14 protein-coding genes are annotated in these 15,007 nt (G+C 46.1%); 1 reads left to right on the top strand and 13 read right to left on the bottom strand.

What is annotated here, in order from left to right:
- Window positions 1-4: 4 nt before the first annotated feature.
- From Q5L94_RS00165 to Q5L94_RS00110, 12 genes are all read right to left on the bottom strand, one after another.
- Complete coding sequence (locus Q5L94_RS00165) at window positions 5-2,122, bottom strand: aminotransferase class V-fold PLP-dependent enzyme (RefSeq protein WP_317496499.1); 2,118 nt, start codon at window positions 2,120-2,122, stop codon at window positions 5-7.
- A gap of 56 nt (window positions 2,123-2,178) precedes the next feature.
- Window positions 2,179-2,391, bottom strand: a complete 213-nt coding sequence (gene nqrM, locus Q5L94_RS00160) for a (Na+)-NQR maturation NqrM (RefSeq protein WP_287795902.1) — start codon at window positions 2,389-2,391, stop codon at window positions 2,179-2,181.
- A gap of 11 nt (window positions 2,392-2,402) precedes the next feature.
- A complete protein-coding gene (locus Q5L94_RS00155) occupies window positions 2,403-3,431 on the bottom strand; it encodes an FAD:protein FMN transferase (protein WP_317496498.1) in 1,029 nt (342 codons plus the stop codon).
- Window positions 3,432-3,434: 3 nt separating this feature from the next.
- Window positions 3,435-4,661 carry an NADH:ubiquinone reductase (Na(+)-transporting) subunit F gene (gene nqrF / locus Q5L94_RS00150; RefSeq protein WP_317496497.1) on the bottom strand — a complete coding sequence of 409 codons (1,227 nt, stop codon included), beginning with the start codon at window positions 4,659-4,661 and terminating at the stop codon, window positions 3,435-3,437.
- Between the two features lie 36 nt (window positions 4,662-4,697).
- Window positions 4,698-5,306, bottom strand: a complete 609-nt coding sequence (nqrE, locus tag Q5L94_RS00145) for an NADH:ubiquinone reductase (Na(+)-transporting) subunit E (RefSeq protein WP_126782735.1) — start codon at window positions 5,304-5,306, stop codon at window positions 4,698-4,700.
- Window positions 5,307-5,311: 5 nt separating this feature from the next.
- Window positions 5,312-5,944, bottom strand: a complete 633-nt coding sequence (locus tag Q5L94_RS00140) for an NADH:ubiquinone reductase (Na(+)-transporting) subunit D (protein WP_317496496.1) — start codon at window positions 5,942-5,944, stop codon at window positions 5,312-5,314.
- Window positions 5,937-6,713 (bottom strand): Na(+)-translocating NADH-quinone reductase subunit C, encoded by a 777-nt coding sequence (locus tag Q5L94_RS00135; RefSeq protein ID WP_317496495.1) that lies wholly within the window; start codon window positions 6,711-6,713, stop codon window positions 5,937-5,939. Before Q5L94_RS00135 ends, Q5L94_RS00140 begins: the two co-directional genes overlap by 8 nt.
- Entirely contained in the window at window positions 6,706-7,908 is a 1,203-nt protein-coding gene (locus Q5L94_RS00130; RefSeq protein WP_317496494.1) for an NADH:ubiquinone reductase (Na(+)-transporting) subunit B, read from the bottom strand. Before Q5L94_RS00130 ends, Q5L94_RS00135 begins: the two co-directional genes overlap by 8 nt.
- Before the next feature lie 2 nt (window positions 7,909-7,910).
- Window positions 7,911-9,251: a Na(+)-translocating NADH-quinone reductase subunit A gene (locus tag Q5L94_RS00125; protein ID WP_317496493.1), complete on the bottom strand. Its 1,341-nt coding sequence runs from the start codon at window positions 9,249-9,251 to the stop codon at window positions 7,911-7,913.
- 174 nt (window positions 9,252-9,425) lie between these two features.
- A complete protein-coding gene (gene fabV / locus Q5L94_RS00120; RefSeq protein ID WP_317496492.1) occupies window positions 9,426-10,604 on the bottom strand; it encodes an enoyl-ACP reductase FabV in 1,179 nt (392 codons plus the stop codon).
- Between the two features lie 84 nt (window positions 10,605-10,688).
- Complete coding sequence (locus Q5L94_RS00115; protein ID WP_034819916.1) at window positions 10,689-11,009, bottom strand: BolA family protein; 321 nt, start codon at window positions 11,007-11,009, stop codon at window positions 10,689-10,691.
- Window positions 11,010-11,123: 114 nt separating this feature from the next.
- Window positions 11,124-11,600: a hypothetical protein gene (locus tag Q5L94_RS00110; protein ID WP_317496491.1), complete on the bottom strand. Its 477-nt coding sequence runs from the start codon at window positions 11,598-11,600 to the stop codon at window positions 11,124-11,126.
- Between the two features lie 116 nt (window positions 11,601-11,716).
- Here Q5L94_RS00110 and Q5L94_RS00105 point away from each other — a divergent pair, with 116 nt between their 5' ends.
- Complete coding sequence (locus Q5L94_RS00105) at window positions 11,717-13,027, top strand: capsule assembly Wzi family protein (RefSeq protein ID WP_317496490.1); 1,311 nt, start codon at window positions 11,717-11,719, stop codon at window positions 13,025-13,027.
- A 26-nt stretch (window positions 13,028-13,053) separates the two neighbouring features.
- On the opposite strand, the gene Q5L94_RS00100 is transcribed toward Q5L94_RS00105, so the two are convergent.
- Window positions 13,054-14,859 (bottom strand): sodium:proton antiporter, encoded by a 1,806-nt coding sequence (locus tag Q5L94_RS00100; RefSeq protein WP_317496489.1) that lies wholly within the window; start codon window positions 14,857-14,859, stop codon window positions 13,054-13,056.
- Window positions 14,860-15,007 lie beyond the last annotated feature (148 nt).

Here is a 15,007-nt window from a genome sequence, read left to right as displayed (position 1 = left end):
CATATTAAGCGGCTGGGGAACTTAATAAAGCCAACCCACCTAATAAGTGACGGCTATTAAATCCGTGCCGCTTAAGCACATTAGCGACAACTTGGCTTCTGTTGCCTGAGCGACACAAGCAAATAACATCTCGTTCGCGCAAGTGTGAGTTACTGTGTATAAATTGAATAACTTCGGTTAGTGGCACATTGACCACCTCTGCATTGCAGGGAATATCGGACAACACATGCTCCTGCCGCTCCCGCACATCAATAATGAGTAAGTCATTGCGATGCCAGAATTCGTCAGTATCCCCCACCGGAATATTAACCCCGTCATCAACACGACAGTCGCCGTTTAATTCACAAGGCGTGTAAACAATATGATGCTCCGAGTCTTGCCCCGGGCAAATAAGCGTACTCTCGCCGATAAAGCATTCGTAAGCACTTGGTGCTGCCTCAGAGCCAGTAAATAAAAAGTCTGAACCCACCCGGCTTTTCAGTGCAGCTGATTCACTTAATACGTAAACCGGATTGCGACTACCGACTCGAAACAAACGCCTCTCGCCTATACTCACACAGCCACTGACGCTACCCTCGCATTCAACCGGAACCGCGTCACAAGAGTCAACAGCAGACTGCGGCCAGCCAAACACATCATATTCACCAATAGACTGCTCGGGCATGAGTATTGGCAATAGCAACTCGATAGACTGGCTAGTTATTGAATCAGCGGATGTCGATACCACCGCTTTCACTTGATAGTGCTGGCAACTGACAATATTCTCAATTCTGCCAGCTAAAGCCGGATGAGGATCGATAACGGCTATTTCTTTCGCTTGCTTATCTATCACCAGGTAACAACAATGATCATCGTACTTCAGTTGCACAACGCCATCTAACTGGGCGTCGTTATCGTTATTCGTATCCGCAACAATCAGACAGGAATTTCTCAATGCGTCAGCGGCTTGTTTTATACGCACACAAGCTTCAGTAATTTCCTCTTGTCGCGTTGCCGGGCCAAAAGATAATCGAATAGCCGAACCGCTGCGCCACTCTTCCAAACCCATGGCGTCTAAAACAAAGCTCTTTGTTACCTTAGAACTACAGGCAGAGCCTGAACTCACTCTTATCTGGCAGGCGTCAAAAACATCCATAATATCGCGCGATGCGACACCTTCTACGGAAAAGTTCAGTGTCGTAGGAACCGAATGCTCAAAGTCATGATTAAAGACAATAGAGGGAAAGGCGGATCGCAGGGCTTCAACCAACTGCGAACGATAATCCTGTAAAGTAGCCTCACTATGAAAACGGCGGTTACTGTCATCCAGCATTAATTCAAATAACGCATTTAATGCTGCTATTCCGGGTAAGTTTTCGGTACCGGAACGCAAACCTGATTCCTGCCCTCCGCCAATAATGAGCGGGGTATAAGGCGCTGAATGCCGAACTGCCATAAACCCGATGCCCTTGGGACCATAAAGCTTATGACCACTGAACGGAGCGTAATCAATGGTTGTTTCATCTAAATTAAGAGCTTTTTTCCCTAATACCTGAACGCAATCGACCATCCAGGGTACATCCGGGTTATGCTGACGTATGGTTTCTTCCAGTTGTTTTAAGTTCTGAATAACACCGGTTTCATTATTCACAGCCATAGTGCATATCATGGCAGCATCTTTTACATGCTCAGCAATAAACTCGCTATCCAACAGGCCCTGTTTATCAACTGGAATGGCAACAAGCTCAGCTTTCAGCCCAAGTAACTGGTTCCAGTGGGCCAAGGCTTGGGGCACTGCTTTGTGTTCTGTCGCACCATACAGCAGATATTTTTTTCGCTTATCGGGAGCAACCTGCATAGCGGCGTTAATTGCAGAAACAACGGCCGTCTGAATGCCCTCTGTTGCGCCACTGGTAAAAATAAGTTGCCCTGATGGCAAGCCGACAATTTTGCGAGCTAACTGACGTGTGGTATCCAGAATATAGCGAGCTTTTAAGCCAGTAATATGGCTACTTGAAGGGTTCCCAAAAACCGTTTCCATAGTGTGAGAAACAGCTTGGATAATTTCGGGAAGTACCGGAGTGGTAGCATTACAGTCCAGATAAAGTTCGTTTGCGTTGGTCTGAATATCTACTGGTTTCATGCTACCCCCCAAATTAACTAAAAGTTATATGTTTATAACCTTTATGACTAAAAGGGTCAATGAATCTGGTTTTCTTTCCAGGCTTGTTCCTTTCTCATTCTATCTTTTCGCTTGTCACATGGTTCATCACAGTCACAGGCTTTTTCCATGCCCAGAGCGCCGATGCCACCACAGCTGCCGGAAATTGTCTTGCGCTGTACAATATAACCAACGGCCATTGCCAGCACAACAATGATGAATAAAGCGAATACCATTATAAAGGTTTGCATTAAAACTCCTACTACTGCTCAGCCAACAACGGCTTAAATGCGTCACTCATATACTCTTCAAAACCGTCTTCGGTTTTATAAATGAGCATAACTGCCATATTGTGTTTTTTTGCGAAGGACTTTGCTCTTTCCGTTCCCATTACAAATAATGCAGTTGCATAAGCGTCGGCAGACATTGTGTCCTTAGCATAAACTGAAGTCGAAACTAAGTTATGCTGCACAGGAGCACCGGTTACCGGATTAATAATATGGGAGTATCGCTTACCATCTTCTTCATAATAATTGCGATAATCACCCGAAGTCGCCAACGCGCCGTCTTTAAATTGGACAACACGTTGCACCGCACGTTCCGTTGAAACCGGTTTTTCTATAGCCAGGCGCCATAATGCTTCATCCGGTTTGCCGCCTTTCGCGATAACTTCACCGCCAATTTCCACCAGGTATTGCTTTATCCGCAACTGATCTAACAAGTGAGCAACTCTGTCGACACCGTAACCTTTGGCTATAGTGGACAAGTCGACGTATAGATCCGGGTTACCTTTAATCAGCTGATGGTTTTCTACACGTAATTTCTGATAACCGGTTTTTTTACGAACCGCACTCAACTCTTCTTCAGACGGTTCTTTTTCTGGTCTCGACTGAGGGCCAAACCCCCAAAGGTTAACCAAAGGACCGACGGTTATATCCAGAACACCATCAGTTTCCTCCCCAATTTCAAGCCCGCGAGTGACCACCCGTTCAAGATCACGGCTAATGACCATCGGTTCGGTACTTTTAAACTGATTAAACAGGGAAAGCTCAGACTCGGGATCATAAGTCGACATTTGTGCATTTACGCGTTCGAGCACAGTATCGACTTTTTTCTGAATTTCATCTCTGTTATGTCTGGGGTCTTTCGAATAAACAGTGACACTATAGGTAGTTCCCATAGTCTTTCCGCTGAACGAAATTTTCTCAGGTGAATCAGAACAAGAAACTAAAAAGGCCAGCCCCAAAAGGGCTAGCCAAATTTTAGCAATCGACAATTTCGATAGCATCATGAATTAACCACCAAAGTCATCCAACATGATATTTTCATCTTCAACGCCTAAGTCTTTCAACAAGTTGATAACTGCCGCGTTCATAACCGGTGGTCCACACATGTAATATTCACAATCTTCTGGGGCATCGTGGTCTTTAAGATAACGCTCATAAAGAACGTTGTGAATAAAGCCAGTATCACCTTCCCAATTGTCTTCAGGCTGCGGATCGGACAATGCCACGTGCCATTCAAAGTTGTCGTTCTCTTCGGCCAGCATGTCGAAATCTTCAACATAGAACATTTCTTTTTTCGAGCGGGCACCGTACCAGAAGGATACTTTACGATCCGTTTTTATACGACGCATCTGATCAAACAAATGAGAACGCATTGGTGCCATACCAGCACCACCACCAATGAACACCATTTCAGCATCCGTCTCTTTGGCAAAGAATTCACCAAATGGACCTGAAATTGTGACCTTGTCGCCTGGTTTCAGACTGAAAATGTACGATGACATTTTGCCTGCAGGCAAGCTTAAGTCGTTAGGTGGCGGCGTTGCTATACGGACGTTCAGCATAATAATGCCTTTTTCTTCCGGATAGTTAGCCATTGAATAGGCACGCTCAACTTCTTCATCAACTTTTGACTCTACGTCAAAGAAGCCAAAGCGATCCCAGTCTGCGTGATATTCTTCCGCAATATCAAAATCTTTGTATTTAACGTGATGCGGCGGAGCTTCAATCTGAATGAAACCACCCGCACGGAAAGGCACATCTTCACCTTCCGGCAATTGAACCACAAACTCTTTAATAAAGGTTGCTACGTTGTCGTTAGACTTAACCGTACAGTCCCACTTGCGAATACCAAAAACCTCTTCTGGTAATTCGATTTTCATGTCTTGTTTAACGTTAACCTGACACGAAAGACGGCAGCCTTCACGAGCTTCACGTTTGGTAATATGATCAAGTTCAGTCGGTAGAATATCACCGCCACCTTCTTTAACCGTGACACGACACTGCCCACATGAACCACCGCCACCACACGCTGATGACACGAAAATTCCGGCGTTAGCGAGCGCGCCCAGGAGTTTAGTGCCTGGCTGAGTCACGATCTTTTTGTCGTCGTCTTCATTAATCAGGATTTCCACATCACCCTGAGGTACCAGCTTTGATTTTGCGAACATGATAATCGCAACCAAAACCAGTACGATGATGGTGAACATCCCTACACCGAGATATATCTCTTGCATCGATTCGTACCTTTTTTTACCGATTCAACACGCTGGTTATAAGGATACGCCGGAGAACGACATAAAGCCCAAACCAATCAGACCCACTGAAATAAATGTGATACCCAAGCCACGCAGGCCATCGGGTACATCTGCATATTTCAGTTTTTCGCGCACTGCGGCCAAAGCAACAATAGCCAAAGCCCAGCCAACACCACTACCAATTCCGAAAACAACGGATTCGCCGAAATTGTAATCGCGCTCTACCATGAAAGCTACGCCACCAAAAATAGCGCAGTTAACAGTAATGAGTGGCAGGAAAATACCCAGTGCGTTGTACAATGCAGGCACATATTTATCCAGCGTCATCTCCAGAATCTGTACCAATGCCGCAATAACACCGATAAAGGTCAGAAATTTCAAAAAGCTTAAATCCGCATCCGGGAAACCCGCCCACTCTAGTGCGCCAGGTGCCAGAATGTTGTGGTAAATTAAGTTGTTTACTGGTACCGAAATACCTAGCACCACAATAACCGCAACACCCAAACCAAATGCTGTCTTAACTTTCTTAGATACGGCCAAAAACGTACACATACCTAAGAAGAAGGACAATGCCAGGTTTTCAATGAAAACCGCCCGGATGAACAGGTTGATATATTGTTCCATGACCATTACTCCTTAGGTTCAACTTGTTCAGTGCGGAAGGTACGCAGTACCCAGATAAACCCGCCAATGATGAAGAAGGCGCTTGGCGGCATCAGTAACAAGCCAACCGGCTCGAACCAACCACCTTGTGATGCCAGAGGTAAAATCTGTACATCAAACAGGCTGCCTGAACCAAAGAGTTCACGAATGAAGCCAACAACCAACAGCACCACTGAGTAACCTAAACCGTTACCCAATCCGTCCAGGAAAGACATAAACGGAGTGCTCTTCATAGCGTAAGCTTCTGCGCGACCCATAACGATACAGTTAGTAATGATTAAGCCAACGAACACTGACAATTCTTTAGAAATTGAGTAAGCGTAAGCTTTTAGTATCTGGTCAACGACAATAACCAAGCTCGCGATGATTGTCATTTGAACAATAATACGTACGCTTGACGGAATATGATTCCTGATAATCGAAATAAATAAGTTAGAGCAAGCGACAACAGCGGTTAGTGCAATGCACATAACCAGTGTGTTGCTCATTTTCGACGTTACAGCCAATGCAGAACAGATACCAAGGATCTGCAGTGCGATGGGGTTGTTGGCGAATATCGGTCCGAATAATACGGACTTCATTTCTTTTGCACTAGCCATTGTTCAACTCTCCCTCACGAAGTTTCTTGAGTAATGGACCGTAACCATTTTCGCCCATCCAGAATTGAACTAGGTATTCAACACCATTACTGGTCAAAGTTGCACCAGAAAGCGCATCAACTTCGTGCTCGCCTTTGGCGCCGCCTTTTACCACTTCAAACTGGACGTTACCGTCCTCGCCGTAAACTTCTTTACCTTGCCAAGTTTTTATCCAGGCCGGATTAGTGATTTCACCACCAAGCCCCGGCGTTTCAGAGTGCTCGTAGAAGTTAACGCCTTTAACCGTGTCAAAGTCGCTTTCTAACGCCAGCAAACCGTACATGGTTCCCCACAGACCCTGACCACGAATATGAAGAACAAGACCTGTTGTTTCGTCGCTGTCATCTTTCACAAGGTAAATCTGTGTTAAATTTTCTCGGGTACCTAAACCAGCAGGATCGTTCTTTTTCTTAAGTTTCTTACTTGTTTCAGGGTCACCGGCTGCTTTGCGGTTGCTGAACGATGTCGGGTCAATGTCATCCTTAACGGTTAAATCTTCAAGGCTGACGACCATGGTATCGATACGTTGCTTATAAGTTTCAACAACGTCGGTATCGGCTTCCAGAATACCGGCAGCATCCAAAACGTTCTTCTGCATATCAAGTGCCGCATTCTTTTCCTGCATGGGTTTCAAACCAATAGCGGCACCAGAAACAACAATTGAGCAAACCAGGCAAAGCGCCAGCACGACACCAACGGTCTTGCCTAAACTTTCATTTTTATTAGCCATTGCGCGCTAACCTCCGTTTGATATTTGCCTGTGCTACAAAGTGGTCAAATAACGGTGCAAATACGTTAGCAAATAAGATGGCCAACATAATTCCTTCCGGGAATGCCGGGTTAATGACACGAATCATCACCGTCATAAAACCAATTAACAAGCCGTACGCAAACTTCCCTTTATTGGTAAAGGACGCAGATACTGGGTCAGTCGCCATAAACATCATTGCGAAAGCAAAACCACCCAATACTAAGTGCCAGTACCAAGGCATAGCGAACATTGGGTTTGTCTCGCTGCCAATAAGGTTCAGTAGTCCGGAGAACAGCACCATGCCGACAAAGACACCCAGAACAATACGCCAGGAGGCAATACGGAAATAAATTAACGCTAAACCGCCAACCAGAATAAGTAAGGTTGAAACTTCACCTACTGACCCCTGGATGTTACCAAGGAAAGCGTCCCACCAAAGCTGGGTGTTACCGTAATCCATTTCTCCCAGAGCCGCTTTACCCAGGTTTGTTGCACCAGAGAAGCCATCAACAGCCGTCCAGATAGAATCACCAGACATGCTGGCAGGATAAGCGAAGTACAAGAATGCGCGACCGGTTAGTGCCGGGTTAAGGAAGTTACGGCCAGTACCGCCAAAAATTTCCTTACCAATCACGACACCGAAGGTGATACCTAAAGCAACCTGCCATAGTGGCGTTGTTGCCGGCAAAATCAGGGAGAATAAAACCGAGGTAACGAAGAAACCTTCGTTAACTTCGTGTTTACGAATAGACGCAAACAGAACTTCCCAGAAACCACCAACAAAGAAGGTAACCGCGTAAATAGGCAGGTAGAAACACGCGCCATACCACATTTTCGCGCCCCAGCCGGCATTAGCACCTAACTCGCCGCCAAACAAGTGGAATAACCCAACTTGCCAGACGTCAGAAAGCGCATAGCCGTCAGCCAAAGCCAATGCAGCTTGGTTACCAACGTTATACATCCCCCAGAACATTGCCGGGAACGTCATCATCCATACCAGAATCATGATGCGCTTAAGGTCGATACGGTCACGAACGTGCGTAGCCGACTTAGTCACAGTTCCTGGTGTGTACAAAATAGTGGCTACGGCTTCGTAAAGCGCGTACCACTTCTCGTATTTACCGCCTTCTTCAAATTGCGGTTCAATACGCTCGAGTGTGTCTTTCAAGCTCATGGTTAGCCTTCTTTCTCAATCTTAGTGAGACAGTCACGCAGCACCGGGCCATATTCGTACTTCCCGGGGCAAACATAAGTGCACAATGCGAGGTCTTCTTCGTCCAGTTCAAGACAACCCAGCTGCTGACCTTCATCAGTATCCCCTGATAACAAGTCACGCAGCAGTAATGTTGGCAGAATGTCCAAAGGCATTACGCGTTCGTAGTTGCCAATTGGAACCATTGAACGTGAAGAACCATTCAGTGACGTGGTCATGCTGAATAACTTCTTCGGATTAAAGTGTCCGGCATAAGCGCGTGTAACTGAATGCAAGTCAGAACCAGGACGTATCCAGCCCAGGAACTCTTTATAATTGCCTTCCGGAATAACGCTAACCTGATTGTGAAAACGACCTAACCAGGCGTGCGCGTCATCCGCAGTGTGACCATGCAGGACTGACCCTGAAATAATACGTTGGTTATCACCGTTTAGCTCACCATCCGTTAACTCGTGCAAATTTGCACCTAAGCGTGTGCGCAGCAAACGAGGCTCTTTAACGGCTTCGCCTGCAACAGCAACAACGCGGTCAGTAAAGATTTCACCTGTCGTGAATAACTTACCGTAAGCAATAACGTCCTGATATCCGATGTGCCACACCGGGCGTTTGATGCTCGCAGGCTGAAGGAAGTGTATATGAGTACCAACCAAACCTGATGGATGAGGGCCGGAAAATGACTCCAGCGTGACATCTGCGTCGCCAGTATCCACTTCGGCGTCACTCGCTTTACAAACAAACAACTTGCCTTCGGTCAGGTTAGAAAGAACCTTAAGGCCATCAATGAAAGCTTGTTTTTGTTCATTTATAAATAAAGTTGGGTCGCCAGCTAACGGATTAGAATCCATCGCGTTGACAAAAATCGCGCTAGCCTCTGCATCTAATGCTGGAGTTTTGCTGTAAGGACGGGTACGAAGCGCAGTCCATTGACCAGACTCAACCAAAACGTCCTGAACTTTCTCACGACCTAATGAATTGAGTTTGTCGCTGTCAAATTTGTCAAAAGTAACTTGCTCGTCACCTTTCAGCTCAATAACAACCGCCTGCAACACTCGGCGCTCACCACGCAGGATGTCTTTTACTACACCAGCCCCGGGGGCTGTGTACTTGACACCAGGGTTTTTCTTATCCTCGAAAATCAGCTGACCTTTTTTAACCTGGTCACCTTCTTTCACGTGCATGGTTGGGCGCATACCCACGTACTCTTCACCAAGGGTAGCGACTGTCGTCACAGCCTTACCGTCGGATAGTTTTTGCTGGGGCGCCCCTTTAATAGGGATGTCCAGCCCTTTCTTGATCGTAATCATATGCGTTTGCACTACTCGTTAAGGGAAGATTCATCACAACCAGCCACTAGGGCTGGAAACCTGAATAATCAAATAGTTACCGACACAAGCAACCGCCCTCGGGGGGCTTATGGTCAGCAACCTGAAACATTTTCCACACTTATCGTTGGGATTTTAGCATTTTTCCCACAACGCTTACCAGTTTACTTTTGGATCAATATCCGCGTCATAATCGACATTATCGAAGCCAAAACCGAATAAGTGCAGAAACTCCTGATGGTATCCTTCGTAATCGGCAAGCTGGTGGAAGTTATCCTGAGTGACTTGCTCCCAGAGTGCTTCTATTTTTGCTTGAGTTTTATCGTTGGTTTCGTAACCGTCCATGTGAAGCCGACCGGCATCATCCAGTTCAGGGTTACTGCTATATAGGCCTTCGGTAAACAGGCGGTAAATTTGTTCGATACAACCTTCGTGTGTGCCTTCTTCTTTCATCACTTTATAAATTAATGAAATATACAGCGGCATAACAGGAATAGCTGAGCTCGCCTGTGTTACCAACGCTTTTAATGAAGAAACGTAAGCTTTCAGATTAAGCTCATCACATTTGGCGACGAGCTCTGATGCCGCACGATCCAGATCTTCTTTTGCACGGCCGATGGTGGCATGACCATAAATTGGCAGTGTCAGTTTTTTACCTATGTACGTATAAGCAGTGGTTTGACAATTTTCGGCCAGCACGCCTGCATTATGCAGAGCTTTAACCCAGCGTTCCCAGTCTTCACCGCCCATTACTTTTACCGTATTGGCAATATCTTCATCGGTAGCCGGATCAAGTGTCACTTCGTGTACCTGATCTTTGTCCGTATTGTAGGTTTTGGTTGTGTATTGTTTGCCTATTGGCTTTAACACTGAACTGTAAACTTCGCCACTATCGGGGTCTTTACGTTTAGGTGATGCCAGACTGTAAACAACGAGGTCAATTTTCCCCATGTTTTGCTTAATGTAGTCGATACTTTCCTGCTTAATTTCATCAGAAAATGCATCGCCATTAATTGAATGGAAAGCTAAACCGGCTTTGTCCGCTTCCTTATGAAAAGCAGCAGTATTATACCAACCAGCTGTCGCTGTTTTCTTTTCTGTAGGCTCTTTTTCAAAACACACACCAAGAGTATGAGCTTCGCTACCAAAAGCCGCCGTAATTCTTGAAGCAAGTCCGTAACCTGTGGAACAGCCTATGACTAATACATTCTTAGGACCATTGGTAATAGCAGGTTTATTACGGACAAATTCGATTTGACGTTTAACGTTTTCGGCGCAACCCACTGGGTGAGAATTGGTGCAGATAAAACCGCGAATTTTTGGCTTAATGATCATGTTGATGTATCCCTGTTGTTCGCATTATTTCGGCTATTGTAACCAATCAAACGGCAGGAACACATCAGACATGCGGAATTTTTCTTAATTTGCCGCTATTTTCGACCCACCCAGACAGTTTGGTGATCGTCTTGACTCTCCCAGTTGCTCCCACTCACCTTGAGTATAGGTGTGTAGCGCCAACGCGTGGATATGATTCATTAGTTCATCCGCTAAAATTTTATTAACCGCACGGTGACGGTTAATAAGTCTCTCGCCGCTGAACTTAGGGGTAACTAAGACCACTTTAAAGTGAGATTCAGCATTAGCGCCCCCCGAATGCATATGGCTTTCGTCCGCTACTTCCAAATGCACGGGAGTAAATGCTTCCCGCAACTTATTTTCAATATTTAGCCCAATAGACATAACTGCTCCCCTCTGCGTTCGCCTCTAGTCTTCAGTTTAGGTTACTTATACTGAACCGCAGAAAATTTTTACAAAAACCTGCTAACTCTACGAATTTTCGACAAATAAAGTTTTTCAATATTCGGAGTCATCAACTGCCGCATGACAAACTTCCTCAGTTGAGGATAGGCTAACGACAGCAGGAAAGACCGCATCCGCAACTTCGCCTTTTGAGGCAGTTGCCGGTTTAACCACGTGATAGCGTTGTGCGCTGACATTCCCTTCTGCCTGCCACAATAACACATCGGTTTTATCAAAAAGCTTTGACAAGGCATTTATGCCCTCACTTCTGTATGGGGGAAACGCGGTGCTTTCTCCCGATAAGCGCCAACCTCTGAGCTCGGCCTCCGATGCCAGCAAAGCCTCATTAATGCGGTTACGACAAAAGCTGATCTCAATCGTTGCCCGGCTCAATTGCCAGTTATCATTAGGCAGTAACTGTTCGTCCAGAGCTTTGACTTCAGCACTTTGTAAACTCATTTTGTCTTCCTGACCGCAGCCACTAAGAACTGCGAAGAAGAGCCCTGCCACCAAAAATTTTTTAAAAGTCATAAGGAAACCTCCAGGGCTTCATATTATAACTGAAAAGCACAGATAAACCGTTGTCTTAGTGTTAAAATTTCTGGCAGTATAGAGTGTAATTTGTCATAGGGATCCAAATCAGTTTCATGTCATCCATCTCTTTTTTCCGTAACACCCTTATTGCTGGTGGTCTTAGCTTAATCATTACCCCTTCTGCGCTTAGCTCCGTTTGGATTGAAGCGAGTGACGCGGAATTGCGGAACAGTCTGATTGTTTTAGCTGAATCAGGTCTTATCAAAACACCCATCCAGCAATTTCCAGTAACCTGGAAAAGCTTATTGCCGGAGCTGGACGCGCTTGAATTAAAAGGTTTGAGCCCAACCCAGCAATTAGCATTACGCCATGTGCGCCATCAATTATCACAAGCTCAGAGCGGGCCTAAAACACGCTGGTATATCGGTGCAACAGATAGCGAACAGGTCGTTCAGGATTACGGCGACGACATTTATGAAGAAGGTAAAATTAGCCTAAGCCGCAGTATGCACGGCACTAACTGGGCGGCCAGAGTTCAGGTAAATTATCGTCAGGATCCTTTTGAAGGCGACCACAAAAAGACCCTCGACGGCAGTTACTTAGCTTATAACCTGAATGACTGGAGTTTCAGCCTGGATTCGCTGCCGTTGCGTTGGGGGCCGGCAGAGCACAGCAGCTTGCTGTTTTCTAACAATGCTCGTCCTATGCCTAAAATTCGAATCGATTACGCTCCTGATTATCCGCCTGCCGGAATGAACCCATTCAAAATCAGTTTATTCAGTGCCTATCAGGACGATGGATACAGCGACCATTATCGGGTTAGCGGCATCCGCTTTTCCAGTCAGTTATTTCAGCATTTATGGTTTGGTATAAGCGCTATAGAGCAGAGTGGCGACAACCGACCCGACAACCGGATGTTAACCGCTGATGCCAGAACCGGTTTCGACTGGGGAGCTCATCAGTTTTCAGCTTACGCAGAGCTGGGTATTGACCGAAAACTGGAAACCGATGACAAACCAGTATATACCCTGGGCGCGCAATGGATGACAGGCTCTAAAGAGCGTCGTCATAGCTTCACGGTTGAATACAGTCAGTTAGATGGCGGAGAAGAGCACGACTTTTATTCACTGGACGAAAATCGAAAACAGTACTTTCTGAACCACCAGCGTAACCCCGGTTCGCCTTTCCCCCGTGAAAGTCAGACCGTATCGGCCAGCTATCGCCAGTTTTCAGCCGATGGCTCTGCCTGGACGGCGCTGGTCAGTCATAGTAAAGAAAAAGACGATGACACCCTGTCACGAGCTTTACTACGGCGTACTGAACCAGCTTTTTCCGGTTTACTTAAACTCTCTTTGCAATACCTTGACGGCAGCAATTACGACGGTGAAGTAGGCGTTCAATTGAGTGGAGAATGGCGCTTTTAACGCGCCAGCTCCGGCACTTCAACCGCCTATTCGACGTCATTTTCTTCAGGCTCCGCTGAAATCATAGCTATTACCGTCCAACCCGGCTGCGGTATCAACTCCCTTTCAGTGGTAAAGATATGGAGTTTTTCGGCATCGTCCAATGCGAACATGGGCAAGGCGCGAGTTCCATATTTCTGTTGGTAGTCTGCAAAACTAAAACTGTCGGTAATAGGTGTCGACTTAATTTTAGCGCCTTTAAAATGCAGGCTGGCAAGTTTTGAATACGTTACGCTGTCGCCAAACAAGTTTAGTGTCTTGCGGTAATTTTCGGTCAACTGGTGGCTGGCCCGGTAGTCCTGCTCCCCACCGTTCAGGCCATGCACTTTTCTGGAACCAAACCAGTCCTGATAGTACATCGACACTAAGGGATTCAACTGTTTGTAAGGCGACATAACCAGCAACTGACCAAGACCGGTTAAATCAATGTTGTTAGCTGCGTGCTCAGATGCCGGATTACCAAAATACACCGGTAAACTATCCATCCGCGCTAACTTGATATTTTCCCAGTTGGTATCGGCCAGGCGAACCGGAATGCCACTTTCTTGTAGGCTTTTTGCAACCGCCCGGGCCATTTGGTTAGCACCAAAAATTAAGAATCCTTTGGCTTGCGGCTCCAGCAGTCCCAGCATTCTGGCCAGCGGTTTCGCGGTCAAACTCTGTAGTACAACGGTGGTCATTATTACTAAGAAAACCAGCGGAACAACCGCTGCAGCTTCTGTCCAGCCAGACTCTTCCATTTTTAACGCAAACAATGCAGAGACTGCCGCCGCAACAATACCGCGCGGCGCTATCCAGGATAATAAGACCTTGTCTTTAAATCTTAACTCGGTTCCTATCGCAGACAACCATACGGCCAAGGGGCGCACCGCAAACAAAATAATGGCAATTAGAATAACCGCAGGCATTCCCAACGCATCAAACTCGGAAAAATCCAGTCGGGCGGCCAGAATAATGAAAAGCGCAGAGATAAGAAGCACACTGAGAGTTTCTTTAAACTCCAGTATTTCTTCCATATTGAGGTTACGGGTATTGGCCATAACCATGCCCATGACCGTAACGGTCAATAAGCCAGATTCATGCTGAATCGCGTTAGATAACGCGAAAACACCCAGCACTATGGTTAAGGTCGCAACGTTCTGTAAATAATGCGGAAACCAGCCTCGCCCCAAAGCCAGGCCAAGCAAGCGTGCTGCGCCCCAACCCAGAGCAAAACCCAAAGCAATAGTGGTTGCAAAAGCCTGCAGCGCATGCAGGAAAGCAACGTCCTGGCTGGCAATAATAAATTCGTATACCAGTACCGCGAGCAAGGCTCCAAGCGGATCAATAATAATGCCTTCCCAGCGCAGAATATTCGCCAACTTATTAATCGGCCGGATAGAACGGATCATGGGCTGGATAACAGTCGGCCCTGTGACCACAACAAGCGCCCCGAACAAGGCTGAAATTTCCCAGCCATACCCCATAATAAAATGCGTTAGTACGGCGATAACCACAAAGGTGACCAGCATGCCTATGCTAACCAAGTTGGTTACCATGCGACCATGACCTCGAATTTCTTCAAATTTCAGGGTCAGGCTGCCTTCAAATAAAATAACCGCAACCGCTAATGAGACAAAAGGAAACAGTAAGTCTTCAAATAGCGAGTCCGGTTCAAGTAACCCCAGAGTGGGCCCTAGCAGTAAGCCACAAATTAATAACGGCAGTATTGCCGGCAACTTAATACGCCACGCCAACCACTGACAACTAATGGACAACACGCCAATCAGGGCAAGCATCGATAAGTCAGACATAATTTCTCCGCTGAAAGTAAGTCGCTTTAGAATAGCAGAAGCTAACACTCTGACTACCCTCAAATAACGAATTTAGATGACTATTTTTTAAATGAGAATGGCTATCATTATTTGCTTTGTTTGATATAATCATAACGTTTCTATCAAG

It is taken from the genome of Idiomarina sp. Sol25 (genome assembly GCF_033052775.1).
In the GTDB taxonomy this organism is placed as follows: Bacteria; Pseudomonadota; Gammaproteobacteria; order Enterobacterales; family Alteromonadaceae; genus Idiomarina.
This window is presented reverse-complemented; position numbering and strand designations above follow the sequence as displayed.